This window comes from Baekduia sp., from assembly GCF_035318805.1.
Classification (GTDB): Bacteria; Actinomycetota; Thermoleophilia; order Solirubrobacterales; family Solirubrobacteraceae; genus Baekduia.
In genome coordinates this window covers 111,857-136,052 of record NZ_DATHDY010000029.1, presented here as the reverse complement: position 1 = coordinate 136,052, position 24,196 = coordinate 111,857, and the positions used below count along the sequence as shown (strand labels likewise).

The following is a 24,196-nucleotide window of genomic DNA, read 5'->3' as shown; positions in this document are numbered from 1 at the left end:
TACTAGGACTTGAGTCTGCATTCAAGTTCAGCTACGTTCGCGGCCGGTCACCGTCCCAAGCCAGGAGGAGAGTCCCATGACGCGGATCCCGATCGTCGGTGGGGAGATCGACGTCTCGCAGCTCGGCAACACGCTGATGCACGAGCACGTCTTCGTGCGCACGCCGGAGCTGCAGGAGGCATGGCCGGGGTTCATGGGCTGGGACGAGGAGGCCGCGATCGCCGGCGCCCGCGAGAAGCTGAAGGGGCTGAAGGCCGCCGGCATCGACACCATCGTCGACATGACGGTGCCGGGCCTCGGGCGCCAGGTCCAGCGCGTCGCCCGCGCGGCCGAGGGGACGGGCCTGCAGATCATCGTGGTGACCGGCTACTACACCTACACCGACCTGCCGTTCCCCATGAAGTACAACGGCCCGGGCAAGCTGTTCAACAACGACCCCGACGACGCGTTCCTCGTCGACCTCTTCGTCCGCGACGTCGAGGAGGGGATCGAGGGCACCGACATCCGCGCCGGCGTCGTGAAGTGCTGCACCGACCTCCCGGGCGTCACCGAGGACATCGAACGGCTGATCCGCGCGGTCGCCAAGACCCAGCTGCGCACCGACGTGCCGATCATGACCCACACGCACGCCAAGTCCAAGCGCGGCCTGGACCAGCAGCGGATCCTGCGCGAGGAGGGCGTCGATCTCTCGCGCGTGCTCATCGGCCACTCCAACGAGACCGCCGACCTCGACTACCTCATGGAGGTGCTCGACGCCGGCTCCTATCTCGGCTTCGACCGCTGCGGCCTGAAGATCGACCAGCCGCTGGCCGACCAGCAGGAGACGCTCGCCGAGCTGTGCCGCCGCGGCTACGCCGGCCAGATCGTGCTGTCCCACGACCGCCACTGCACGTCGGACTGGTTCCCCGAGGAGGGCGTCCGCGCGGCGCTCCCGGAGTGGAGCTACGGCTTCATCCAGGGCAGCCTGATCCCGGGACTGCTGGAGAACGGCGTGACCGAGGACCAGATCGACCAGATGATGCACCGCAACCCGCAGGCGTTCTTCGCCGCCCGCCGCGACGCGCCGGCGCCGGCCGACTCCGCCACGGCGACCGCGGGGTCCTGAGCCCGGGCGCCGGGGGACCCTGGAGTGGTGGCGCCGGCGCCGTGGGGGAATCGTTCGGGCGTGCATCGCCACTCTTCGAGGTCCGGGTCGCCTCGTGGGGACCTATTCATCACGAATCGACCCGGACCCTCGACGGACCTCGCCGGACGCCTACGCCTTGGCCGCCGCGCCCCGCCGCGCGCGCGGCTTCTTCGCCGCACGCGCCGGCGGCACTTCGAGCTGCAGCGCGTTGGCCCACAGGCGCGTGAGGGTGGCGACGAGCGCCTCGAACGGGATGTCGTCGCCGAGCACGTAGACGGCGTTGGCCGTGCGGCCGACCATGGCAGAGAGGGCCTGCGCGGCGATGGCGGCGTCGAGCCCGGGGTCGGCGAGGCCGCGGGCCTGCAGGTCGCGGATCGACGCCGCGTTGCGCTCGGCGAACGCGGCGCCGCGGCGGCGGCGCAGCTCGCGCACGTCGGCGTCGATCGTCGACACCTGCTCGAGCAACCGCATCAACTTGGCGTTGCGCTGGTAGGCCGTGAGGTAGGCGCGGTTGCTGGCCTCGATGACCGCGACCGGGTCCTCGGCCCCGGCGACCTCGCGCACGTGCGGGTGGAGCATCTCCTCCTGCGCCTCTTCGAGGACGGCGGCGAAGACCTCCTTCTTGTTCGTGAAGTACGTGTAGAACGAGCCCGTCGAGCACTGCGCCTCGGCCGTGATGTCGGTGAGCCGGGCGTCGAGGTAGCCGTCGCGCTCGAAGACCGTCCGCGCAGCGGTCACCAAGGCTGCGCGAGTTCGGGCGCCGCGCGCGGTGCGCGGCGGCTCGCGGCCGGCGGCCAGGTCGTTCTCGACGGCGTTCACCGGGTCGTTCTACCTGAACCTGGGATCAGGTTCAAGTGCGGCGTGCACGGGCGCGCCGAGCACCGCCATCGCCGCGTTGCGGCCCGGGATGCCCGACACGCCGCCGCCACGCCGCGCGCCCGCGCCACAGAGCAGGACGCAGCGGTCGGCGGTCTCGACGCCCCAGGTCCCGACCTCGCCCCCGTCCTCGGCGAACGGCCACGCGAGGTCGCGGTGGAAGATGTTGCCGCCCGGCAGGCGCAGCTCGTCCTCGAGGTCGACGGGCGTGCGGACCTCCACGCAGGGCTCGCCGTCGGGGCGGCGCAGCACGCAGTCCGCGATCGGCTCGGCCAGCACGGCGTCGATCGACCGCAGCGTCGCGGCCAGCGCCTGCGCGCGGGCGGCGTCGTGCGCGGCCGCGCCGCCGCGGAACAGGCGCGCCGGCATGTGCAGACCGAAGAGGGTCATCGTCTGCGCGCCCGCGGCGCGCAGCTGCGGTCCGAGGATCGACGGGTCGCTCAGCGAGTGGCAGTAGGTCTCGCACGGCGGGAGGGTCGGGATGCGACCGGCGGCCGCCTCCGCGTAGGCGCGCTGCAGCTGCGCGGCGGTCTCGTTGACGTGGAACGTCCCCGCGAAGGCCTGCTCGGCCGTGACATCCGGATCACGCAGGCGCGGCAGGCGCGAGAGCAGCAGGTTGACCTTCAGCTGCGCGCCCTCGGGCGGTTCGGACGCCGGCACGCGGCCGCGCAGGCGGTCGAGCTCGGCGGGCGCCGCGTTGACCAGGACGTGGCGCGCGCGCACGGTGCGCTGCGCACCGCCGCCCTCGACGAACCGCACCTCGGCCCCGCCCTCGTCGTCGGCGTCGATCGCGAGCACCTCGGCACCGGTGCGCAGCTGGGCGCCGGCACCGAGAGCGGCGCGCGCCAGCGCTCCCGACACCGCGCCCATGCCGCCGACCGGCACGTCCCAGTCGCCGGTCCCGCCGCCGATCACGTGATACAGGAAGCACCGGTTCTGCCGCAGGTCGCCGTCGCGGGCGGCGGCGAACGTGCCGATCAGCGCGTCGGTCAGCACGACGCCGGCGACGAGGTCGTCGCCGAAGGTGCGCGCCAGCGTGTCGCCGAGCGGCGTCTCGAACATCATGGTCCAGGCCTCGTCGTCGCCGACGATCGCGCGCAGCTCCTCGCGCGAGCGCAGCGGCTCGGTCAGCGTCGGGAACACGCGCTCCGCGACCCGGGCGGTCTGCGCGTACAGCGCCTCCCACGCCGCCTGGTCCGCGCCGTCGCCGGTGACCCGCTCAAACGACGCGCGGGTCGCCGCGGCGTCGCCGTGGTCGACCAGCAGGCCGTGCCGGCCGCCGGCGCGCGGGTCGGGCGTGTAGGACGCGATGCGCCGGCGGACGAGCCGCAGGTCCAGCCCCAGCTCGTCGACGATCAGACGCGGCAGCAGGCTGACCAGGTACGCGTAGCGCGAGACGCGCGCGTCCACGCCCGGGAAGGCGATCTCCGACACCGCGGCGCCGCCCAGCTCGGCGCGCCGTTCGAGCAGCAGCACGCTGCGGCCCGCCTGCGCCAGGTAGGCGGCCGCGACCAGGCCGTTGTGGCCGCCGCCGACGACGACGGCGTCGTGGTTGCTGTGCGTGGGGGTCATCGAGGCGACGCATCATCGCCGAGACGCGTGGTCGGCGATGGTCCGCGAGCGGTCATTTCGCGGGCGCTAACTTGGAATGGGCCATGCCCGAGGATCGACGCTCGCAGGACCACCGGGCGCAGGAGCCGCCCACCCTGTCGCCCGTCGAGCGCCGCGTCATGCGCAGCCTCGACGGCGAGGATCGCCGCGGCCGGCGGATCCCCAACGAGGAGCTGCTGCGCGAGCGGACCGTCGAGAGCTACCTGCGTGGCGCCGTCATGCCGCGCTGGATGGAGCGCCTGAAGGAGATCCACCGCGGCATGGACGAGCACCGGCGCGCGCTGGCCGAGGCCTACGCCCAGGAGCGCGAGGACCATGCGGAGGATCCCGAAGGGTTCGCCGATGCGTGGCGCCGGCGCGTCGCCCGCCACTCGTTCGAGGACGTCAACGACCTCATCCGCGACCACAACCAGTGGTACCCGGTCGAGCGGCAGCTGCCGATGGACCCGCGGACGGGCGAGTACGTGCTCATCGCCGGCCGGCCCTACATGCGCGAGGAGCTGACCGACGAGTGGGCGCTCGCGCGGTTCCCGCCCGTGCTGGGCGACGACGCGGCGCCCGAGTCCTAGGGGAACACTGGCCCAGAGGGCCAGGTTGCCTTGCGGGTGTTCGCCCAGGGGGCGAAACCCGCGGCGGGTTAGGGACCCCCGCCGCTCCTAGTCCTGCTCGCCCGTCGCCGGCACCGCGTCGCAGGCCGCCGCGGCGCGCGGGGCGAAGCGGCGGAACACCGTCGCCAGCGCGGCGAGCTCCTCCTCGCTGAGCTGGTCGAGGAACCGCTCGCGGACCGCGCCGGCGTGGGCCGCCTCGGCCTCCCGCTGCAGCGCGGCCCCCGCGCCGGTCAGGTGCGCCTCGACGGCGCGCGAGTCCGTCTCGCACCGGCGGCGCTGCACGAGGCCGCGGCGCTCCAGCGCGTCCATGTGGCGCGAGACCCGGCTGAGGCTCAGCCCCGTCTCGGCGGCCAGCTCCGACAGGCGCGGCCAGCGGTCGCCCGCGGCGGCGAGGCGCCCGAGCATCTCGAGCGTGCTCAGCCCGAGGCCGTGCGCCGCGTCCAGCTCGGCGTCGAGCGCGCGCGTCAGCTGCTTGTGGGCCTCCAGCAGGCCGATCCACGCGTCGGCCTCGTCGGGGCTCCAGCCGGCTACACCGTCGCGGACAGCCATTGCACCGCCGCCGGCACGTGGTCGGGATCGATGTGATGGGCCGCGTCGGACTCGTGGTACTCGACGGGGACGGCGCCGGCCTCGAGCAGGTCGCGGGCGCGGCGGGCGAACGCGACGTCCATCACCGGGTCGTTGCGCCCGTGCGCGACGAACGCGCGCAGGCCGCTCGCCGCAGCCCCGGCGACGTCGGGCTGCCAGCCGTCGACCGTCGGCACGAAGCCGGAGAAGGCCAGGACGCCGGCGGGCGCCGGGCGCGACCCGTCGAGGCCGAGCGCGTAGCTCATGACCGACCCCATCGAGAACCCGCCGAAGACGGTGTTCTCCGGGGCGGTGCCGGTCCGCTCCCACTGCTCGTCGTGGAACGTGGCGAGGCGCCGGTGCGCGGCGCGGAACGAGTCGGCGTCCGGGTAGCCGACGCGCGGGACCAGGTACCAGTGGTTGCCGGGCCAGCCCGGGACGGTCAGCGGCGCGCGCGGCGTGACGACGTGCAGGCGCTGCTCGGGGTCCAGCACGTCGGCCAGGCTCAGCAGGTCGTGCTCGTCGGCGCCGCGGCCGTGGTGGAGGACCAGCAGCCCGGCCGCCTCACCCGCGGCCGGACGCTCCTCGAAGGCCAGCGCGCTCATGCCGACTGCTCCTGGCGCCGTGCGGCGCGCGGGTTGACCACCGGGATCAGCGACTGCTCCAGCTCGGCGCGGAGGTGCTCGTGCTGGGGCGGGAGCCGCAGGGCCTCGCCGAGGTGCTCGGGCGCCTCGTCGACCGCGAAGCCGGGGGAGAGCGTGGCGATCTCGAAGAGGACGCCGCGCGGCTCGCGGAAGTAGATCGCGTGGAAGTAGTCGCGGTCCTTGACGTCGGTCACGTAGCCGCCGGCCTCGGCGATGCGCGACTGCCACACGAGGTGGTCCTCGTCCCGCGACGCCCACGCGATGTGGTGCACGGTGCCGGACCCGGGCGCGGGGTTGACGTCGGGCGCCTGGTCGTAGGCCCAGTGGAAGTGGCGCTGCTCGCCGTCGAGGCGGTACTCGCCCTCGCCGAGGTGCGTGAAGCCCAGGACCTCGGTGAGGACGCCCTCGGTCACCGAGGCGTAGGCCGCGTAGGCGCGGGCGCCCTCCAGGCCGGTGACGGCGTGCTCGGCCGGCACGTCGGGGTGCTCGGCGCGCAGCGGCGGGTTGCCGCCGTCGGCGACGACGAGCTCGAGCGCGAGGCCGTCGGGATCGTCGACGTGCAGCGAGGTCTCACCGCGGCGGGGGTTGGCGCCCTTGGCCTTCAGGCGCGACTCCCAGAAGTCGAGCGCGGCGGCGGAGGGGACGCCGAGCTGCAGCGTGTGGATCATGCCCAGGCCCGCGCGGCCGCGCTGGGCGCCGGCGAACTCGAACCACGTGAGGATCGAGCCGGGGGCGCCGGTCTCGTCGCCGAAATACAGGTGGTAGGCGCTCGGCTGGTCGAAGTTGACGGTCTTCTTGACCAGGCGGAGACCGAGGACGTCGGCGTAGAACGCCACGTTGGACTGCGCGTCGCCGGTGATCATGGTGATGTGGTGTAGACCTTCGAGCCGCATGTGGCCGTCCGTTCAAGTTGCTTGCTAGCGCAACTATAACAGAGGTGGTTGCGGACGCAACCACCCGCCGCGCGCGGGTGTCGACGTCTGTCGCCTTCGCCGTCCACGGCGCCGTGGCCGGCAGCTTCGCCACCCGCATCCCGTGGATCCGCGACCGCCTCGGGCTGAGCGCCGGCGCGCTCGGCCTCGCGCTGCTCGTCCCGGCGCTGGGGGCGCTGCTCGCCATGCCGGCCACGGGCGCGCTCGTGCACCGCTTCCCCGGCCGGACGATCACCCGCATCCTGGTGGGCGCGTTCTGCCTCGCGCTCGCGCTGCCCGCGCTGGCGCCGAGCCTCGGCTGGCTGTGCCTGGCGCTGCTGGTCTTCGGGGCGCTGGGCGGGATGGCCGACATCGCGATGAACACGCAGGGCGTGCTCGTCGAGGAGTGCGTCGGGCGCTCGATCATGTCCGGGCTGCACGGGGCGTGGTCGATCGGCGGCATCGCCGGCGGGGCGATCGGCGCGCTCGCCGCGCACGCCGGCCTCGACGCGCGCGTGCACCTCGGCGCGATGGCCGTCGCGCTGCTGGCCGTCGCGCTGGTGGCGTGCCGGGGCCTGCTCGAGGCGCCGCCCGCGCCCGCCGGTGCCGGCCACGAGCCGCTGGCGCTGGCGTGGCCGTCGCGGCCCGTGCTGCTCATCGGCGCCGTCGGCTTCGGCGCGGTGTTCGCCGAGGGCGCCAGCGCCGACTGGTGTGCGGTGTACCTGCGCGACGTGATGGGCAGCGCGCCGGGGACCGCGGCCGTCGCCTACACGGGCTTCGCGGCCGCGATGGCCGCCGGGCGGCTGCGCGGCGACGCGGTCGTGCGGCGCATCGGCGCCGTGCGCGCGGTGCGGATCGGCGGGCTGCTCGCGTCTGCCGGCGCGCTGCTGGTGGTCGCGGCCCGCACGCCGGTGCTCGGCATCGCGGGCTTCGCCCTGATCGGCCTGGGCATCGCGGTGGTCGTGCCGCTGGCGTTCGCCGCCGGCGGGCGAGCCGTGCCGCACGCGGGGCAGGGCATCGCGGCGGTGGCGACCGTCTCCTACGGCGCCGGCCTGGCCGCGCCCGGGGCGATCGGCGGGATCGCCGCCGTCGTCTCGCTGCCCGGCGCCTTCGTCGTCGTCGCCGCGCTGACCGCGCTGGTCAGCGCGGGCGCGGCGGCGCTGCGCCCGGCAGCCGTCGGCGAGGGCTGAATCCTCTGGCGCCCCGCGCCGGCGATCGACCGGCGCGGCGCGGGGCGGGGACTCGGGTGGAGCTACTGGATGCCGGCCGCCATGCAGGCGGAGGCGTACTTGCCGGTGCAGATCTCCGACGCCTTGAGGAAGTCGTCGGCGATGATCGTGTCCTTGATGTTGTCCTTGGTCACCGCGGTCGGGGCCAGCAGCACCGACGGGACCTGCCCCGACTGGTTGTCGGTCTTCGCGTTGACCAGGCCTGAGGGGACCGGCTTGCCCTGCGCGAGGGCGACGGCGATCTCGGCCGAGGTCTCGGCCTGCTTCTTGATCGCCAGGTAGATGGTCATGAACTGCTCGCCGGCGAGGATGCGCTGGATGGCCGCGAGCTCGGAGTCCTGACCCGTGACGGGCAGCGTCTTGGGGTCGACGCCGTTGCCCTTCATCGCGGCGATCGCGCCGCCGGCCATGCCGTCGTTGGCGGAGTACACGCCGACGATCTGGCTCTTGCCGAGCGCGGTGATCGCCTGCTCCATCTCGCGCTGGGCCTTGTCCGGCGACCAGTCGGGCGTGTCGTACTCCTTGCCGATCTTGACGTCGGCGGTGTCGAGCACGGAGTGCGCGCCCTTCTTGTAGTCGCCGGCGCTCGGGTCGGTCGGGGAGCCGTTGATCATGACCACCGACTTGCCCTTGCCCGCGGCGCCGATCTTGTCGACGAGCGTCTGGGCCTGCAGCTTGCCGACCTTCACGTTGTCGAACGACACGTAGTAGCTGATCGGCGCGCCGGTGATCAGGCGGTCGTAGGCGATGACCGGGATGTTCGCCGCCTTGGCGCGGTTGACCGTTGCCACGGCGGTCTTGGCGTCGACGGCGTCGAGCACGAGGACCTTGGCGCCCTTGGTGATCGCGGCCTCCGCCTGCTGCTGCTGGCGGACCGGGTCCTGGTTGGCGTTGGCGTAGTCGATCGTGCAGTCCGGGCAGAGGGCCTGGACCTTGGCCACGAAGCTCGGACGATCGTGCAGCTCGTAGCGCGTCGTCTTGGTCTCGGGGAGCAGCAGCGCGATGGAGCCGCCCTTCCCGCTGCTGGACGCCGCCGTCGCGGTGCTCGTCGTGCCGGAGCCCTTGCTGCTGTCGTCGCTTCCGCAGGCCGCCAGGCCCGCCGTCGCCGCCACGCACGCCAGCGCGGTCAACGCACTTCTGGGGGTGAGTCTCATGGGTGCTGCTCCTCCTCGTGCATCAGTGGGTCTCGGTGGCCGCTCATGCGGTCGCCTCCGGTGCGATGGCGGCCGGCGCGGGGACGCCGGCATGCCGGCTGGCGTCGATCGCCAGCGCGATCGCGCCGCGCAGGGGCGCGTCGTGGACGAACTGCGCCGCGACGACCTCGGGTGGGAAGGGGACGGCCTGGCGGACGCGGCGGCGCAGCGCGGCGAGGATCAGCGTGGAGCTGTTCATCAGCCCGCCGCCGACCGCGATGCGCGCGGGATCGACCAGCACGGCGAGGTTGGCGACGTGGACGGCCAGCTCGGCCAGCGTCTCGTCGACGAGCATCCGCGCGTCGAGGTCGGTCTCGGCGCGCGTGAACAGGTCCGCGGCGCTCACCGGCCGCCCGAGCAGGCGGCTGCCGCGCTCGCCGATCGCGCGTCCGCCGGCGTACTCCTCCAGCGGCGCCCGGCCGTTCGCGGCGCCCGCGTCGTCGTGCACGCCGCGCAGCGCGTAGCCGATCTCGCCGGCGGCCCCGTTGGCGCCGTGGAGCACGCGGCCGCCGACGACGATGCCCGCCGCGATGCCGGTGCCGAGGCTGAGGAAGACGCCGGGATCGGCGCCCCGCAGCGCGCCCCAGCGCGACTCGGCCAGCGCGGCGGCCTTGACGTCGGTCTCGGTGACGACGGTCGCGAGGTCGAGGCCCTCGCGCAGGCGGGCGGCCAGCGGGAGCTCGGTCCACCCGGGGACGTTGGGGGCCAGCAGGATGCGGTCGTCGAGCACGATGCCGGGGCTCGACGCGGCGGCCGCGACGAGCCGGCCGCCGGTGGCCGCGGTGGCGGCGTCGCCGAGCGAGCGGGCGCACTCCAGCGCGCGCTCGACGGCCTGGTGGGCGCCGCCGTCCGCGTCGGTCTGCAGGCGCTCGGACGCGATGAGACGGCCGTCCAGCGTCGCGGTGGCGACGTCGAGCTTGGTGCCGCCGAAGTCAAGGGCGACGACGAAGTCGGGGGAGGAGGAGTTGGGCGTCATCCGGAGATAGGAAACCTACTTTCCGAATGCGCGCGACGTCAAGCGGGTTCGTCAGGTTCCTTGCGAAATGGCGTGTACGCTCTGCGCGGTGTCGGCCGACGAGCACCTGCGACCGGGGCGCCCGCGCCTGCTCCGGGCGATCAACGAGCGCGCCGTGCTCGAACGGCTGCGCGCCGAGGGGCCGCGGTCGCGGACCGAGCTGGCGCACGGCACCGGGCTCTCCAAGCCGACCGTCGGCCAGGCACTGTCCAACCTCGAGCGCGCCGGGCTCGTGCGGGCCGCCGGGCAGCGGCTCGGCGAGCGCGGCCGGTCGGCCCTGCTCTACGAGCTGGACACCACCGCGGCGTACGTCGCGGGCGTCGACATCGGGCGCACCTGGGTCCGCGTGGCGGTCGCCGATCTCGGCGGCGAGGTGGTCGGGCGGCGCGACGAGCGCAGCCGCGCCCGCAGCGCCTCCGCGCTGGTGGGCCGCGTGCACGACCTCGCGCACGAGGTCGTGGCGGGCGCCGGCGTCGCGTGGGACGACGTCGTCCACACGGTCGTCGGCAGCCCGGGCGTGCTCGATCCCGGCACCGAGCGGCTGCGCTACGCGGCCAACCTGCCGGGCTGGAGCCGCCCGGGCCTGGTCGGCGAGCTGCGCGCCGCGCTGACCCCGAGCCTGGCGATCGACAACGACACCAACCTGGCCGCGCTGGGCGAGCGCGCCTACGGCCGCGGGCGGGACGTCGACGACTTCGTCTACCTGTCGATCGGCACGGGCATCGGCATGGGGATCGTCGTCGGCGGCGAGCTGTACCGCGGGGCCCGCGGCGCCGCCGGCGAGGTCGGGTTCCTGCCGCTGGCCGGCGGCGGCCTGGGCGCCGACGCCCCCGGGCCGAGCCGCGCGCGCGGCGGCGCGCTCGAGGAGGCCGCGGCGGCCGGCGGCGTCGTGCGGACCGGCCGCGCGATGGGCCTGCGCGGCACGCTGACCGCCGAGCGGATCTTCAACGCGGCCACGGCCGGGGACCCGACGGCGCTGGCGACCGTCGCGGCCGAGGCGCAGCGCCTCGCGGTCGTCGTCGCGGCCGTCGCGGCGATCGTCGATCCCGCGCTCGTCGTCCTCGGCGGCGGGATCGGCGCCAACGCCGCCGTCCTGCTGCCGCTGCTGGAGACCGCGGTGCAGCGCCTCACGCCGCTGCGCCCGCCGGTCGTGCTGTCCGAGCTGGGCTCCGAGGCGATCGTCCTCGGCGCGATCGCCACGGCCCTGGACGCCGCCCGCGACGTGGTCTTCCAGGAGCGCGCGGGCGACGGCCGGGCCGGCTGAGCCCGCCCAACGAGCGTCGAGGGACGACTGAATCTCGTACAGCGAGATTCAGTCGTCCCTCGACGCTCGCCCCTGGCGCTGGTGGTCAAGCTGTAGGGATGCCCAAGCCGACCGACATCCGCCCCCCGTTCACGGCCGAGACCGCGGCCGCGAAGGTCCAGGCGGCCGAGGACGCGTGGAACACCCGCGACCCCGACCGCGTGGCGCTCGCCTACACGGAGGACTCCGAGTGGCGCAACCGCGACCAGTTCCTGCGCGGTCGCGACGAGATCCGCGTGTTCCTGGCCGGCAAGTGGGAGCGCGAGCGCGACTATCGCCTCCGCAAGCAGCTCTGGGCGTTCACCGGCGACCACATCGCCGTGCGCTTCGAGTACGAGAGCCGCGACGCCGACGGCCAGTGGTGGCGCTCCCACGGCAACGAGCTGTGGGAGTTCGACGCCGGCGGCCTGATGGCCCGCCGCTTCGCGAGCATCAACGACGAGCGGATCGAGGAGGCGGATCTGCGCGTGACGCCGGGCGAGGGCGGGCTGTAGCTGCCGCTAGGGGTGCCGTAGGCGGCCAGCGAGGCCGAGGCCGCGACGGCCAGCCGTCGCCGCCGGAGGTGGGTCCCCAGTCGCGATAGCGACACAGTCTCCTAGGAGGGCGTGGTCGCGGCGCGCGCGTTGGTGCGCGGCGGCTCGGCCAGCTCGGCCGACAGGCGCTCCAGCAGCGGGTCGAGCTCCGGGTGCCGGTAGGGCTCCCAGTCCTCGATGAGCGCTCGCAGGCAGTCGGTGCGCGCGGCGACGAGCTGGTCGCGCACCGCGTGGCCGGCCGGCGTCAGCACGCCGCCGGCGACGAGGCGCCGCTCGAGCAGCTCGGTGAGCGCGCGGTCGAACGCCACCGTGTCGACGTTCGGCAGCGTGCGGAGCTCCGGCAGCGGCGGGGCGTGCGACGCGCCGCCGCGCAGCAGCAGCCACGAGGCGCTGGGGGAGAGGTCGACGCCGGCGTGCGCCGTGGCGCGCGTCAGGAAGTCCAGCGTGCGGTCGCGCCCGACCGCGCGGGCCAGGGCGCGCGTGATCTCGCGCAGCGAGTCGGTGTCGACGGGCGCGCCGAAGGACTCGCCGATGTTGGTGGTCTCGACCGTCGCGCGCAGCGGGCGCTCCTCGATCAGCCACGAGAGCAGGAACGCGACCACCACGACGGCCGTGGCGACGAGGAAGACCACGTGCAGCGCGTCGGTGAACGCAGAGATGTAGGCGTCGTGGATCGGCTGGGGCAGCCGGCCGATCTGCGCGGGGTTCACGCCGCCCTCCACGGCGCCGCCGCTGGACGGCAGCTTGGCGGAGAGCTCGTGCGTCAGGCGGCCCGTGAAGATCGCGCCGAGCACCGCGGTGCCGAGCGAGCCGCCGATCGAGCGAAACAGCGTCGCGCCCGACGTGGCGACGCCGAGCTGTTCGTAGGACACCGAGTTCTGGACCGCCAGGACGAGCACCTGCATGACCATCCCGAGGCCGAGGCCCAGCACGAGCATGTGCAGCGCCGCGGCGCCCGTCGAGGTCGTCTGGTCCAACGACGACAACATCCACAGGCCCAGCGCGGCGATCGCCGTGCCCGCGATCGGCCAGGCCTTGTAGCGGCCGGTGCGCGAGATGATCTGGCCCGAGATGATCGAGGAGGTCAGCAGGCCGCCCATCACCGGGATCAGCTGCAGCCCGGACGCGGTCGGGCTCAGCCCGCGCACGACCTGCTGGAAGAGCGGCAGGTAGGTGAGCGCGCCGAACAGCGCGAAGCCGACGACGAGGCTCACGGCCGCGCACACGACGAAGACGCGGTTGCGAAACAGCGACGGCGGAAGGATCGGCTCGGCGGCGCGCTGCTCGACGAAGCCGAGCGCGACGAGCGACACCACGCACGCGATCCCCAGCCCGACGATCTCGGGCGACGCCCAGGCGTAGGTGTTGCCGCCGAGGCTCGTGGCGAGGATGAGCGCGCTCAGCCCGAGCGCGAGCAGCGCGGTCCCGGCGTAGTCGACCTGGTGCCGGCGCCGCTCTGCGACGGAGGGCAGCGTGACCGCCAGCACGGCGAAGGCGAGGGCTCCGAGGGGCAGGTTGACGTAGAAGATCGCGCGCCACGAGACGTGCGTCGTCAGGAAGCCGCCGATGAGCGGGCCGGCCACGCTGGAGACGCCGAACACCGCGCCGAACAGCCCGGAGTAGCGGCCGCGCTCGCTGGGGGCGACGACGTCGCCGATCGCCGCCTGGGCGCTCACCATCAGCCCGCCGCCGCCGAGGCCCTGGATCGCGCGGAAGACGATCAGCTCGGTCATGCCCTGCGCGAGGCCGCAGAGCGCCGAGCCGATCAGGAAGAGGACCAGTGCACCCTGCAGGACGACCTTGCGGCCGTAGAGGTCGCCGAGCTTGCCGTACAGCGGCGTCACCGCGGTGATCGCCAGCAGGTAGGCGGTGACCACCCACGAGATGTGCGCCAGCCCGCCGAGGTCGCCGACGATCGTCGGCAGCGCCGTGGAGACGATCGTCTGGTCCAGCGACGCCAGCAGCATGACGAGCATCAGGCCGCTGGCGACGACCAGCACGCGGCGGTGATCGGGGACGGGGGAGATGGCGGGGTCGGCGGCGCTGGCGGCCATGGGACGGCTCCTCCTTCTACCCGTCAACGGAGCCGGTCAGCCCCCGGACCGGGCCCGTACCTTGCGGGTACGGTCCCGTACCTCTAAGGTACGGGACCTCGTGGCAGACCCGTCCCTCGTTGCCGCCCATCCCGATGTCGGGCATCAGCTGGACGCCCGCGGCTCGCAGCGGGCGCGGCTGGTCGAGGGGATGATCCAGGCGGTCGCCGAGAAGGGCTACGCCGCCGCGACGGTCGCCGACGTCGTGCGCGCCGGCCGCGTCTCGCGTGGCACGTTCTACGCGCAGTTCGCCTCCAAGGAGGAGTGCTTCCTGGAGGCCTACAAGTACGGCATCGACGTCATCGTCGAGCGCATCCGCGCCGCGATCCGCGCCGAGCAGGGCGACTGGGTCGCCCGGTTGCGCACCGGCCTGCGCTCCTACCTCGAGACGCTCGCCGGCGAGCCGCGCTTCGCCCGCACCCACCTCTTCGAGGTACACCTCGCGGGCCCGCGCGCGGGCGCCGAGCGCGACGCCGCGCTGCGCGCCTTCGCCGATCGCTACCGCTCCTCGTTCCGCGCCGCCCTGCGCGAACGGGAGGAAGAGAACGCGAAAGCCGGTGGGCGGAGGGCCTCCCTGCGCGAGCGCCCCGAGCTGCGGATGCCCTCCGACGACGCCCTCTTCATCCTGTCGGCCGGCGTCGACCAGCTCGTGTGCGCCAGGGTGCGCGCCGGCGCGCTGGCGCAGCTGCCCGACCTCACCGACGAGCTGACGCTCACGGCCGTCGCCTTCCTCGAAGGCGCGGCACAAGTGCCGTTTCCCGCATCGCGGGGGTTCGCCGCGGCCATCGACCCGACCACTCCCGAGGGAGCCTCCTGACCCCATGGACCTGACCTTCTCCGACTCCGAGGCCGCGTTCCGCGACGAGCTGCGCGCCTGGTTCGCGACCAACGACCCCGGCGTCGAGCCGTCCGGCGACGACGCCGCCTACGCCTGGCGCCGCGACTGGCAGCGCCGCCTGGCCGAGGGCGGCTGGGCCGGCGTCCACTGGCCGCGCGAGTACGGCGGGCGCGGCGCGACGATGACCGAGTCGGCCATCTTCTTCGAGGAGCTGGGCCGGGCCCGCGCACCGCTGCCGGCCAACGTCCTGGGCCTGTTGCTGGCCGGCCCGACGATCATGACCTACGGGACCGACGAGCAGAAGGAGCGCTACCTCTCGCCAATCCTGACCGCCGACGAGGTCTGGTGCCAGGGCTTCAGCGAGCCCGACGCCGGCTCCGACCTCGCCGCGCTGAAGACCAAGGCGGTAAAGGACGGCGATGAGTGGGTCGTCACCGGCCAGAAGGTCTGGACCTCCGGCGCGCAGCACTCCAAGTGGTGCATGTTGGTCGCCCGCACCGACTTCGACGCGCCGAAGCACAAGGGCCTGACCTACTTCCTGATGGACATGGAGCAGGAGGGCGTGGAGATCCGCCCGCTCGTGCAGATCACCGGCGAGCCCGAGTTCAACGAGCTGTTCATCGACGGCGCGCGGATCCCCGACGAGAACGTCCTGGGCGGAATCGGCAACGGCTGGAAGGTGGCGCTGACGACGCTGATGAACGAGCGCTCCGGACTGGCGTTCTTCCTCCAGGTGCGCCTGCGCCAGCTGCTCGACGAGCTGATCGAGGAGGCGGCGCAGCGTGGGCTGCTGGACGATGCGGTCGTCGCCGACAGGCTCGGGTACCTGCACATGAAGGCCGAGATCCTGCGCCTGACGGCCTACCGCGGCCTGACCACGATCGAGAAGTACGGCACGCCGGGCCCGGAGGGCTCGCTGACCAAGTGGATGTGGTCGGAGACCAACCAGGAGCTCGCGCAGTTCGCCGCCGACCTCCTCGGCGCCGACGCGCTGACGGCGGGCAACCGCTGGGCCTACGAGCTGATGCGCTCGCGCGGCAACACCATCGAGGGCGGGACGACCGAGATCCTCAAGAACATCGTCGCCGAGCGCGTGCTCGGCCTGCCGCGACTGAAGGGGGCAGCATGAACTTCGACTTCACCGAGGACCAGCACGAGATCAAGAAGACGGCGCGCGAGCTGCTGGGCAGCCGCTCGTCGCTCGCGAAGGTCCGCGCGGCGGCCGAGGCCAAGTCCTACGACGACGGCCTGTGGAAGGAGCTCGTCGAGCTCGGCTGGCCGGGCATCGCGATCGCCGAGGAGCACGGCGGCCAGGGGCTCGGCGCCGTCGAGCTGGCGATCCTGAGCGAGGAGCTGGGCTACGCCGTGGCGGCGTCGCCGTTCCTGGCGACCGTCGCGGCCGCGGAGGCCATCGGCGTCGCCGGGACGCCCGAGCAGCAGGCGCGGTGGCTGCCGCTGCTGGCCTCCGGCGAGGCGACCGGCACGCTGGGCTCGGTCGACGGGCTCGTGCCCGACGCCGATGCGGCGGCCGTGATCGTCCTGATCGGCGAGGACGGCGTGGCGCGCGTGCTGTCCCGGGCCGAGGCCGACGTCACGCCGGTCGACTCGATCGACCCCACGCGGCGCGCCGCGCGGGTCTACGCACCACCAACCAACGGCGAGCCGCTGGGCGGCGACTCCGCGGCGGCCGTCGACCGCGCGACCGTGGTCGTGGCCGCCGAGCTGGTCGGCGTCGCGCAGCGGGCGCTCGAGATGACGCTGGCCTACGTCAAGGACCGCAAGCAGTTCGACACGCCGGTCGGCGCCTACCAGGCGGTCTCGCACAAGTGCGCGCAGATGCTCAAGGACACCGAGGGGGCGCGGTCGGCCACGTACTTCGCCGCCTGGGCGGCCGACGCGGGGGTGGGTGGGGCCGATTTCCTCGCCGAGGCGTCCTCGCTGGCCAAGGCGGCGGCCTCCGACGGCGGCCGCGACGTGACGGCGTCGGCGATCCAGGCCCACGGCGGCATCGGCTTCACCTGGGAGGCCGACGTGCACTGGCTCTACAAGCGGGCCCAGGTCGACGCGGCCTGGCTGGGCGGCTCGGGCGTGCATCGCGCGCGCCTGGCCAGGTTGCTGGCGGCGCGCCTGCAGCCGGCTGCCGCATAGGCGGGTTTCGCTGGCCGACCGGCCAGTTGGGTGGGATCCGGCGCTCAGGCGGGGTACAATGAGTGTCGGATCCCGTGTTCCCGCGCGGTTTCCACCCTCTCGGCGCGATGAGGTTCGACCGGCCGCGGCCTTCGCGGCGCTTCTTCGCGCGTGCGCAATCTCGAACGTTGAAGGAGGCCGCATGGCCGTAGAAGACAAGGTCGCCCTCGAAGGCGAAGTCGTGGAGTCCCTGCCGAACCTGCTGTTCCGCATCCAGCTCGACATGGATGACCACGAGGTGCTGGCGCACCTCGCCGGCAAGATGCGCCGCAACCGCATCCGCGTGCTCCCGGGCGACCGCGTGCGCGTCGAGGTCAGCCCGTACGACCTCACCCGCGGGCGGATCGTCTACCGGATGAAGTAGCCGCCGGGCGATCCCTCGCGATCGCGCAGCGGCTACGCCGTCACGAGCTCCAGGAGCTTCGTGACGGTGTTCCAGTTCCGGGCGGTGACGGTCGTCTGCAGCCGCTTGTCGGTGAGCAGCTTGGCCGTCGGGGACGACTGGATCCCGTCCGGATGCCAGGTGTAGATCTCGCGGCCGCGGACGACGAGTCGTTCGGGCGCGAGGTCGGGCGCCGCGGCCTCCAGCTCCTTCGCGATCGCGGAGTCGAGCTCGTCGCCGAGGAAGCTGACCTGCTTGAGCGACGGCTTGTCGGCGACCTCGGCCAGCGGGTCGGCGTCGACGATCTCGGCCAGCTGCGTCGCGTTGCGGACGACGACGCGGATCGGGCTCGCGAGCTGATCGCGGAGCAGGAGCTCCAGCGCGCGCTCGAGGTCGGCGCCCGTCGCGTCGGCGGTGAGGACGACGTTGCCGCTCTGCAGGTGCGTCTTGACGTCCTCGTAGCCGGCGTCCTGCAGGAGCGCGCGGAGATCGGCCATGCCGAGCCGCGCGCTCTTGCCGACGTTGATCCCGCGCAGCAGCGCGACCTGGCGTTCCATCGGATGGACCTTAACCGGCGGCGGCGCCCGGAGCGGGGCGCGATGCCCTACACCGCCAACCACATCAAGAAGTGCGGCCCGATCTCCGGCAGCGTGAACTCCTCGCCGTCGGCGACGAACCCCTCGCGCTCGTAGAAACCCCGGACGCCCGAGCGTGCGTTGCACCAGACGCGGGTCGCACCCTCGTCGGCGCGGGCGACCTCGAGGCAGGCGGCCAGCAGCAGGGCGCCGATCCCTCGTCTGCGGGCGGCCGGCTCGGTCGCCATGCCGCGGATGCGCCGGTCGCCCGGGCCGGGCGACCCGCCGGCTCGTGGATACGGCTCGGGCGAGATCGACGCCACGCCCAGCACCGCATCGTCCTTCCCGTACGCCGCGAAGTGCCGGGCGCCGGGCGGCGAGTCGCCGGGGTAGACCTGGTCCGCGAGCGTCTGGTGCGGGCGCAGCACCTTCTGGCGCAGCGGACGCACGACCGCGGCCCGAACCTCCTCGATGCGGACGCCCGCCGCCTCCTCCACGCCCGCCTTCTTCGGTGCGACCCTCCGGTACCCTGCCGCGACCATGCCACGGACGACGCTGTCCCATCCCGTCGCCGTCGTCGTCTTGGCGCTCCTGCTGCTCGCGGCGCCCGCCGGAGGGGCCGAGCCCCGGTGGCAGGCGGCCGACCACGTGCCCCACGCGCTTCCCGCGCCGGGCGCGCACGCCGCCGCCGCCGGCCCGGCGCGCTGGATCGTCGGCGCCCGCCCGGGCGCCGCGGCGGACCGGATCGCCGGCGCCCACGGCGCACGCCCGCTGCGGCTGGCCGGGGCCTACAGCGTGCCGGCGGCCCGGGCCCGCGCGCTCGCCGCCGCGCTGCGCGCCCGCGGCCTGCTGCGCTACAGCCAGGCCGACACGGCCGTCGCGCGCAGCTCGGCCTACGAGGGCAACGGCCTGGAGACGGGCTGGGCGCGCGGCCCGGTCGTCGCGCCGGACCTCGTGCCGCCGGCCACGCCCGGGACGATCGGCATCGTGGACGACGTCGTCGACGCCAGCCTGCCCGACGTCTCCCAGGCCAGGCTCCTGAAGGGCAGCGCGACCACGCAGGTGCTCGACGGGCACGGCACCGAGGTCGCCTCGGCGGCGGCCGCGCAGCTCAACGGCACGGGGGTCGTCGGCATCATGCCCGGCGCGCCGCTGCTGTCGTTCGGCCTCAAGGACCTGTCGTGCGCCGAGGCGGTCAACGGCATCCTGGCCGCCGCCGAGGGCGGCGCGCGCGTGCTGAACCTCAGCTTCGGGGCCACCGAGGACTGCTTCGCGCTCCAGCTGGCGGTCGCCGACGCGTTCGCCACCAACACGCTCGTGGTCGCCGCCGCGGGCAACGAGTTCGGCGCGGGCAACCCGATCGTCTACCCGGCCGCCTACCCGCACGTCCTGAGCGTCGCCGCGCTGGACATGACGCTGGCCGCCGCCTCGTTCTCCACCGCCAACGCGGCGGTCGACCTCGCCGCGCCGGGCGAGTCCGTGCCCGTCGCGGTCCCTCTCGCGTTCGACCTCGACGGCACCGCCGACGGGATCACCCGCGCCGACGGCACGAGCTTCGCGGCGCCGATCGTCTCAGGCGTCGCCTCGTGGCTCATCGGCGCCCGGCCGGGCCTGGAGCCGGGGCAGTACTCCGACATGCTGCGCCGCAGCGCCCGGGACCTGGGCGCGCCGGGCTGGGACAAGGACACGGGCTTCGGGCTCGTCAACCTCGCCGCCGCGCTGCAGGCGCCGACCCCGCCCGTCGACCCGCTGGAGCCCAACGACGGCATCTCGTTCGTCGACGGCGCGGTGTTCTCCAAGCCCGACAAGCACCTGTGGGACGGCGGCGCGGCCAAGACGGTGACGGCCGCGGTGGATCCCGTCGAGGATCCGGTCGACGTCTACCGCGTCCGGATCAAGGCGCATCGGCAGGCGAAGTTCACGCTGACGCCGAGCGCCGGCAACGCCGACCTCCGCGTGTACCCGGGCAAGGCGAAGTCCCTGGCCGCCACGCCGCTGGCCAAGTCGCAGCGCGGCACCGGCCACGCCGACGTCGTGCGCGTCGGCAACCACGCCGGCAGGGCCGCGACCTACTACGTCGCGATCGTCGCGCCGAGCCTGGCCGCGCGCTCGTTCGACGCGCCGTACACGCTGAAGCTCGCCCGCGGGTAGGGGTCAGCGGCCCGATCGCACGGTGCGGTGCTGGACGCCTCCGCTCCCGCCGACGAACACGTCGGAGACCATCGCCGCGGCGAACAGGCCGTGGCCCACGACGCCCGGCACGCCGTCGAGCCGCGCCGCCAGCGGGGCGGCATCGCCCACCGGCCCCGTGTAGTCGGCGATGACGTTGCCGTCCGGGCTCAGCGCCGCGCCGTCGCGCACGGCGGCCGGAGCGATCTGCGCGAGCGTCGCGCGCAGCCCGAAGGCGAGCAGCTCCAGCGGCACAGGGGCGACCAGCGCCTCGACCGCCTTGGTCGCGTCGACGATCACCACGAACCGGTCGGCCGCCCCGGCCACGACCTTCTCGCGCACGTGCGCGCCGCCGCCGCCCTTGACCAGCGCGCCGTCGGCGGCGACCTGGTCGGCTCCGTCGATGGCCAGGTCCAGCCGGTCGAGCGTGTCGAACGGCTCGATCGCCAGGCCCAGCGCCATCGCCTGCTCGGCGGTCGCGGGCGACGTCGCGACGTAGCGCACCGCCCGCAGCTGTCGCGCGGCGATCGCCGGCAGCAGGTGGCGCACGGTCGAGCCGGTGCCCAGGCCGACCGCCATGCCGTCCTGCACGAGCTGTGCGGCGGCCTCGGCGGCCGCGCGCTTGAGCGCCTCGAGGTCCTCGGTCACGCCGGGACGGCGTCGACGACGAGCAGGGCGCCGCCCAGCGCGCCCCCGAGGTCGCCCAGCTCGGCGACCCGCATCGCCGGCGGCGCGTCGTCGTGGAACAGGTGGGGCATCATCGCGTCCATGATCCGGCGGGCGTAGGGCTCGCCGAAGCGCACGCCCATCCCGCCGCCGATGATGACGGCGTCGACGTCGAGGACGTTGCACGTCGACGCGACGCCGACGCCCATCGCTGCGACCGCCTCGTCGACCAGGCGCGTCGCGAGCTCGTCGCCGCGCTCGATCGCCCGCGACCAGACGCCGCTGGTCAGCCGGTCGCGGCCGCGCTCCTCCATCAGCTTGAAGAGGATCGTCTTCTCACCCTCGTCGTGCGCCTTGCGAGCGCGGCTCTCCATCGCGCGCCGGCCCGCGTAGGCCTCCATGCAGCCGCGCCGCCCGCACGGGCAGTGCGCGCCGTGCGGCTTGACGACGACGTGCCCGATCTCGCCCGCCGCGCCGCGCCCGAGCCAGGGGCGGCGGTCCAGGACGATCCCGCCGCCGACGCCCGTGCCCCAGAAGACGCCGAGCACCGAATCGAACTCGCGACCGGCGCCGAGCGTGAACTCCGCGTCGGTGGCGACCTGGACGTCGTTGCCGAGCAGCACCCTCGTGCCGAGGCGAGCGCCCAGCTCGGAGGCCAGCGGGTACGCCTCGCGCCATCCCGGCAGGTTGCCGGCGCGGGCGAGGGAGCCCGACTCCTCGTCGATGGCCCCGGGCGCGCCGATCCCGACGCCGTTCAGGTTGCCGGGCGGCACGCCCGCCTGATCGGTCGCCTCGCGCATGGCCTCCTCGATGGCGCCCATCACGTCGGGCGGGCCGCCGTCGGTCGGCGTCGACCGGCGGGCCTGGCCCAGCACCTGGTGCTCGGCGTCGACCACCACCGTCTGGATCTTGGTCCCGCCGAGGTCGACTCCGCCGCGTAGCGCGTGCTGTGCCATATCCCTGCACCCTTGCCCACCGGGGGTGCTTTGGCAACGTCAGTTCGGCGTCGGCGCCCGGTACGACGCACGGGGACGGCTCCCGGGGCCGCGGACCGGCAGACTTCCGCGCCGATGGACGCCGCCGATGCCGCCCTGCTCGCCGCCTCCGGTCTGACGACCGGCGCGATCAACGCGGTCGCGGGCGGTGGGTCGCTGGTCTCGTTCCCGGCCCTGCTGGCCACGGGGTTGTCGCCCCTGTCGGCCAACGTGACCAACCTGGTCGCGACGCTGCCGGGCTACGTCAGCGCGGCGGCCACCTCGCGGGACGAGCTGGTCGGACAGCGGACCCGCCTGCGGACGCTGGCCGCCGCCGCGGCGGCCGGGGCGGTCGTCGGCACGACGCTGCTGCTGGTCGGGCCGCAGGATCTCTTCGCGTCCCTGGCGCCGTGGCTCGTCCTGCTGGCCTGCGCGCTGCTGGCGCTCCAGCCGTTCGTCGCGCGCTGGGTCTCGACCGCGCACGCGCACCCGGCGCCGCGCAAGCTGGTCATCTCGGTCGGGGTCGCGTCGATCTACGGCGGCTACTTCGGCGCCGGTCTGGGCATCGTGCTGCTCGCCGCGCTGGGGCTCACGCTGGAGGAGACGCTGCAACGCCTCAACGCGGTCAAGCAGGTGCTCTCGCTGACGGTGGCCATCGTCAGCGCCGTGGCCGTGGCGCTCTTCGGGCCGGTGGCGTGGCTCTCGGCGCTCATCGTCGGCGCGGGGACGCTGGTCGGCGGGCGCGTCGGCGTCGGCGTCGCGCGGCGCCTCCCCGACCCGGTGCTGCGCGCCGCGGTCATCACGCTGGGCGTGGTCGTGGCGATCGCGCTGCTGCTCTGACTCAGCAGCTCGAGCCCTGCGACACCGCGCTGGTGCGCAGCCGGCCGCGCACGCCCGTGCCGGTGACGCGTCGCGGCCGGCTGCAGTGACGTCAGGGCGACGCGATCACGTTGCCGCTGTAGACAGGCCCGCCGTTGGCAACGACCACCGACGTGCCACCGTTGAGGACATTTGCGATGGAATAGCCGCCGAAGACGAGCCGGCCACCGAGTGGCACGGCCGGCACGGGCACAGTCGCCAGCCCGCCCTCCAGGGCCCAGTCTGCGGCGGCGGTCGCCGGCGGCGGAAGCGCCGGTGTCGCAGGGAATCCCGCCATCGGCGAGTCGGCGGCCGGTTGCGCGTTTGCCGTACTCCCGGGCGCCGCGATGGCCAATGCGGCGAGCAGGCCCGCCCCGCCGCCAGCGCACTTCGTCGTCCACTTCGTACGTCTCGTCGTGCGCAAGGAGTCCTCCGGAGGTGAGGCGGGCGGGTACGGGCCGTTGACGATGCCGGCCAAGAATCCCCCGAAGACCACGGCGCCTCGCCTGTCCCGTGGGTCGGTGTCACCGGGCTCTTCGGACCGCAGGCGCGCACCGCCCGCCCGGCGCAGCGCGTCACCGTAACGTCTGATACCAGCCCGCGCGGGCATCCTGGGCGTCGCTCTGCGGGGTCGCGGCGCTACAGGCCCCAGCTGCGGTACAGCGCGTCGGCCTGCTGCGCCGTGGCGTACCGGTGGTCGGCCCGCAGCGGGCCGTCGGTGCGCACGAACGCGATGTCGACCTGGGCCAGCGCGCCGTCGAGCGGACGCGTGTGGCCCGCGTAGATGTCGTAGGCGCTGAACCCCGCCTCGGCCATCCAGGCGATCACGTCGGCGAACTGCGCGCCGCCCGGCACGAGCGCGAAGAACGACACCTCCAGCAGCACGACGTCGGCGCGCGCGAGCGTCCCCCGGGCGCCGTCGAGGACGTGCAGCTCGGCGCCCTCGACGTCGACCTTGACCACGAACGGCGCGGCGAGCGCGTGCTCGGCGACGAGGTCGTCGACGCGGACGACCGGGACGGTCCGCCGCTGCCCGGGCTCGCCGTCGGGGTCGCGGTCGCCGAGGACCGACGAGCACGCGGTGACGCGGTGCACCGAGATCTCCAGCTCGCCGGGCTCGGCCCCGCCGGCGGCGAGGGCGTAGCGCGAGCCGGGGCGGCCGGCGACGATGCGCTGCAGGTCGCCCTCGTGCTCGGCCAGCGGCTCGACGAGCAGCAGCGGCACGCCGGGGAACGCGGCGTACAGCTCGGGCGTGCCGCGGGCGACGCCGACGTCGACGATCGTCTGCGGCGCGACGCCGCGGCGCTTGAGGTGCTCGAGCACCTCGGGCAGCGTCCGCCGCGGGCCGCCGCCGCCGGTGCGCCGGACCTCGACGCCGCGAGCGCGCAATGCATCGCGCGCCGCCGCGATCAGCCGCGCCTTCACGCGTCGCGCTCGGCCGACGCCAGGACCCAGCGGGCGAAGACCAGCTGGAACGGGAGCCGGGCGTAGAGCGCGAGCCGGGGGATCTGCGCGTACCGCTCCGGGTTCAGCGCCATGTGCAGGTTGGCGGGGAAGACGCCGGCCAGCGTCGAGACGAGCCACCGGCCCGCCCAGCGGCGCACCTTCGGCGACGGGTGCAGCAGCCCCAGACCCCCGGCCGCCTCGGCGAGGCCGCTCGCGTAGACCAGCCCGCGCCGCGCCGGCAGGTAGTCGGGCATGATCGACTCGTAGATCCGGGGCTTGACGAAGTGCAGGGCGCCGGCGACGACGAACAGCGGGCCGGCGAGGAGCTTCAGGACGCGGGTCACGCCCGGCAAGTTACCCGTCGCCGGGCCGTCGCCGACCCGACCGCCTGC

At 74.3% G+C, this 24,196-nt stretch carries 26 protein-coding genes; 11 read left to right on the top strand and 15 right to left on the bottom strand.

Annotated features, from left to right (window positions below; translation table 11 throughout):
- Positions 1–76: 76 nt before the first annotated feature.
- Positions 77–1,105 carry a hypothetical protein gene (locus tag VK501_RS07270; RefSeq protein ID WP_324336125.1) on the top strand — a complete coding sequence of 343 codons (1,029 nt, stop codon included), beginning with the start codon at positions 77–79 and terminating at the stop codon, positions 1,103–1,105.
- Positions 1,106–1,255: 150 nt separating this feature from the next.
- Here VK501_RS07270 and VK501_RS07265 read toward each other — a convergent pair whose 3' ends face one another.
- Positions 1,256–1,945: a TetR/AcrR family transcriptional regulator gene (locus tag VK501_RS07265; protein WP_324336124.1), complete on the bottom strand. Its 690-nt coding sequence runs from the start codon at positions 1,943–1,945 to the stop codon at positions 1,256–1,258.
- Positions 1,946–1,954: 9 nt separating this feature from the next.
- Positions 1,955–3,574 (bottom strand): NAD(P)/FAD-dependent oxidoreductase, encoded by a 1,620-nt coding sequence (locus VK501_RS07260; RefSeq protein ID WP_324336123.1) that lies wholly within the window; start codon positions 3,572–3,574, stop codon positions 1,955–1,957.
- Positions 3,575–3,657: 83 nt separating this feature from the next.
- Here VK501_RS07260 and VK501_RS07255 point away from each other — a divergent pair, with 83 nt between their 5' ends.
- Positions 3,658–4,182 (top strand): hypothetical protein, encoded by a 525-nt coding sequence (locus tag VK501_RS07255; protein ID WP_324336121.1) that lies wholly within the window; start codon positions 3,658–3,660, stop codon positions 4,180–4,182.
- Positions 4,183–4,269: 87 nt separating this feature from the next.
- Here the strand turns inward: VK501_RS07255 and VK501_RS07250 are convergent, their stop codons facing one another.
- From VK501_RS07250 to VK501_RS07240, 3 genes are read right to left on the bottom strand one after another with little or no spacing between them, the layout of a single operon-like run.
- Entirely contained in the window at positions 4,270–4,770 is a 501-nt protein-coding gene (locus tag VK501_RS07250) for a MarR family winged helix-turn-helix transcriptional regulator (RefSeq protein ID WP_324336119.1), read from the bottom strand.
- A complete protein-coding gene (locus VK501_RS07245; protein WP_324336117.1) occupies positions 4,749–5,393 on the bottom strand; it encodes a phospholipase in 645 nt (214 codons plus the stop codon). The genes VK501_RS07250 and VK501_RS07245 overlap by 22 nt, the downstream gene beginning before the upstream one ends.
- Positions 5,390–6,325 carry a VOC family protein gene (locus tag VK501_RS07240; protein ID WP_324336115.1) on the bottom strand — a complete coding sequence of 312 codons (936 nt, stop codon included), beginning with the start codon at positions 6,323–6,325 and terminating at the stop codon, positions 5,390–5,392. The genes VK501_RS07245 and VK501_RS07240 overlap by 4 nt, the downstream gene beginning before the upstream one ends.
- Positions 6,326–6,402: 77 nt before the next feature.
- On the opposite strand from VK501_RS07240, the gene VK501_RS07235 reads away from it, so the two are divergent.
- Positions 6,403–7,533 (top strand): MFS transporter, encoded by a 1,131-nt coding sequence (locus VK501_RS07235; RefSeq protein ID WP_324336114.1) that lies wholly within the window; start codon positions 6,403–6,405, stop codon positions 7,531–7,533.
- 62 nt (positions 7,534–7,595) lie between these two features.
- Here the strand turns inward: VK501_RS07235 and VK501_RS07230 are convergent, their stop codons facing one another.
- Entirely contained in the window at positions 7,596–8,726 is a 1,131-nt protein-coding gene (locus VK501_RS07230) for a sugar ABC transporter substrate-binding protein (protein ID WP_324336112.1), read from the bottom strand.
- Positions 8,727–8,769: 43 nt separating this feature from the next.
- Positions 8,770–9,741 carry an ROK family protein gene (locus tag VK501_RS07225; RefSeq protein ID WP_324336110.1) on the bottom strand — a complete coding sequence of 324 codons (972 nt, stop codon included), beginning with the start codon at positions 9,739–9,741 and terminating at the stop codon, positions 8,770–8,772.
- A gap of 88 nt (positions 9,742–9,829) precedes the next feature.
- Here VK501_RS07225 and VK501_RS07220 point away from each other — a divergent pair, with 88 nt between their 5' ends.
- Together VK501_RS07220 and VK501_RS07215 are read left to right on the top strand one after the other, a co-directional pair.
- Entirely contained in the window at positions 9,830–11,044 is a 1,215-nt protein-coding gene (locus VK501_RS07220; RefSeq protein ID WP_324336108.1) for an ROK family transcriptional regulator, read from the top strand.
- A gap of 98 nt (positions 11,045–11,142) precedes the next feature.
- A complete protein-coding gene (locus tag VK501_RS07215; RefSeq protein WP_324336106.1) occupies positions 11,143–11,577 on the top strand; it encodes a nuclear transport factor 2 family protein in 435 nt (144 codons plus the stop codon).
- A gap of 101 nt (positions 11,578–11,678) precedes the next feature.
- Here VK501_RS07215 and VK501_RS07210 read toward each other — a convergent pair whose 3' ends face one another.
- Positions 11,679–13,670, bottom strand: coding sequence for an MDR family MFS transporter (locus VK501_RS07210; protein ID WP_324336104.1), 1,992 nt, complete (start codon positions 13,668–13,670; stop codon positions 11,679–11,681).
- A gap of 100 nt (positions 13,671–13,770) precedes the next feature.
- On the opposite strand from VK501_RS07210, the gene VK501_RS07205 reads away from it, so the two are divergent.
- From VK501_RS07205 to infA, 4 genes are all read left to right on the top strand, one after another.
- Positions 13,771–14,526, top strand: a complete 756-nt coding sequence (locus tag VK501_RS07205; RefSeq protein WP_324336102.1) for a TetR/AcrR family transcriptional regulator — start codon at positions 13,771–13,773, stop codon at positions 14,524–14,526.
- 4 nt (positions 14,527–14,530) lie between these two features.
- Entirely contained in the window at positions 14,531–15,676 is a 1,146-nt protein-coding gene (locus VK501_RS07200; RefSeq protein WP_324336101.1) for an acyl-CoA dehydrogenase family protein, read from the top strand.
- The gene (locus VK501_RS07195) at positions 15,673–16,695 is read left to right on the top strand and encodes an acyl-CoA dehydrogenase family protein (protein WP_324336100.1); all 1,023 of its coding nucleotides are present in this window, start codon (positions 15,673–15,675) and stop codon (positions 16,693–16,695) included. The genes VK501_RS07200 and VK501_RS07195 overlap by 4 nt, the downstream gene beginning before the upstream one ends.
- A 181-nt stretch (positions 16,696–16,876) precedes the next feature.
- A complete protein-coding gene (gene infA, locus VK501_RS07190) occupies positions 16,877–17,098 on the top strand; it encodes a translation initiation factor IF-1 (protein WP_027006585.1) in 222 nt (73 codons plus the stop codon).
- 32 nt (positions 17,099–17,130) lie between these two features.
- Here the strand turns inward: infA and VK501_RS07185 are convergent, their stop codons facing one another.
- Positions 17,131–17,673: a DUF1697 domain-containing protein gene (locus tag VK501_RS07185; RefSeq protein WP_324336095.1), complete on the bottom strand. Its 543-nt coding sequence runs from the start codon at positions 17,671–17,673 to the stop codon at positions 17,131–17,133.
- Between the two features lie 47 nt (positions 17,674–17,720).
- Positions 17,721–18,233, bottom strand: coding sequence for a GNAT family N-acetyltransferase (locus VK501_RS07180; RefSeq protein ID WP_324336093.1), 513 nt, complete (start codon positions 18,231–18,233; stop codon positions 17,721–17,723).
- Here VK501_RS07180 and VK501_RS07175 point away from each other — a divergent pair.
- On the top strand, positions 18,232–19,842 hold the full coding sequence (locus tag VK501_RS07175; protein ID WP_324336091.1) for a S8 family peptidase: 1,611 nt from the start codon (positions 18,232–18,234) through the stop codon (positions 19,840–19,842). The two genes, VK501_RS07180 and VK501_RS07175, sit on opposite strands and share 2 nt — an antisense overlap.
- A gap of 3 nt (positions 19,843–19,845) precedes the next feature.
- On the opposite strand, the gene rpiA is transcribed toward VK501_RS07175, so the two are convergent.
- Both rpiA and VK501_RS07165 read right to left on the bottom strand, forming a co-directional pair.
- Positions 19,846–20,508 (bottom strand): ribose-5-phosphate isomerase RpiA, encoded by a 663-nt coding sequence (rpiA, locus tag VK501_RS07170; protein ID WP_324336089.1) that lies wholly within the window; start codon positions 20,506–20,508, stop codon positions 19,846–19,848.
- Entirely contained in the window at positions 20,505–21,482 is a 978-nt protein-coding gene (locus tag VK501_RS07165) for an ROK family protein (protein WP_324336087.1), read from the bottom strand. Before VK501_RS07165 ends, rpiA begins: the two co-directional genes overlap by 4 nt.
- 114 nt (positions 21,483–21,596) lie before the next feature.
- On the opposite strand from VK501_RS07165, the gene VK501_RS07160 reads away from it, so the two are divergent.
- Positions 21,597–22,340 carry a sulfite exporter TauE/SafE family protein gene (locus VK501_RS07160; RefSeq protein WP_324336085.1) on the top strand — a complete coding sequence of 248 codons (744 nt, stop codon included), beginning with the start codon at positions 21,597–21,599 and terminating at the stop codon, positions 22,338–22,340.
- Positions 22,341–22,431: 91 nt separating this feature from the next.
- Here the strand turns inward: VK501_RS07160 and VK501_RS07155 are convergent, their stop codons facing one another.
- The 3 genes from VK501_RS07155 to VK501_RS07145 all read right to left on the bottom strand — a co-directional run bounded on the left by VK501_RS07155 (position 22,432) and on the right by VK501_RS07145 (position 24,148).
- Positions 22,432–22,836 (bottom strand): hypothetical protein, encoded by a 405-nt coding sequence (locus VK501_RS07155; protein WP_324336083.1) that lies wholly within the window; start codon positions 22,834–22,836, stop codon positions 22,432–22,434.
- Positions 22,837–22,997: 161 nt separating this feature from the next.
- Positions 22,998–23,783 carry an FkbM family methyltransferase gene (locus VK501_RS07150; protein WP_324336081.1) on the bottom strand — a complete coding sequence of 262 codons (786 nt, stop codon included), beginning with the start codon at positions 23,781–23,783 and terminating at the stop codon, positions 22,998–23,000.
- Positions 23,780–24,148 (bottom strand): hypothetical protein, encoded by a 369-nt coding sequence (locus tag VK501_RS07145; RefSeq protein WP_324336079.1) that lies wholly within the window; start codon positions 24,146–24,148, stop codon positions 23,780–23,782. The genes VK501_RS07150 and VK501_RS07145 overlap by 4 nt, the downstream gene beginning before the upstream one ends.
- Positions 24,149–24,196 lie beyond the last annotated feature (48 nt).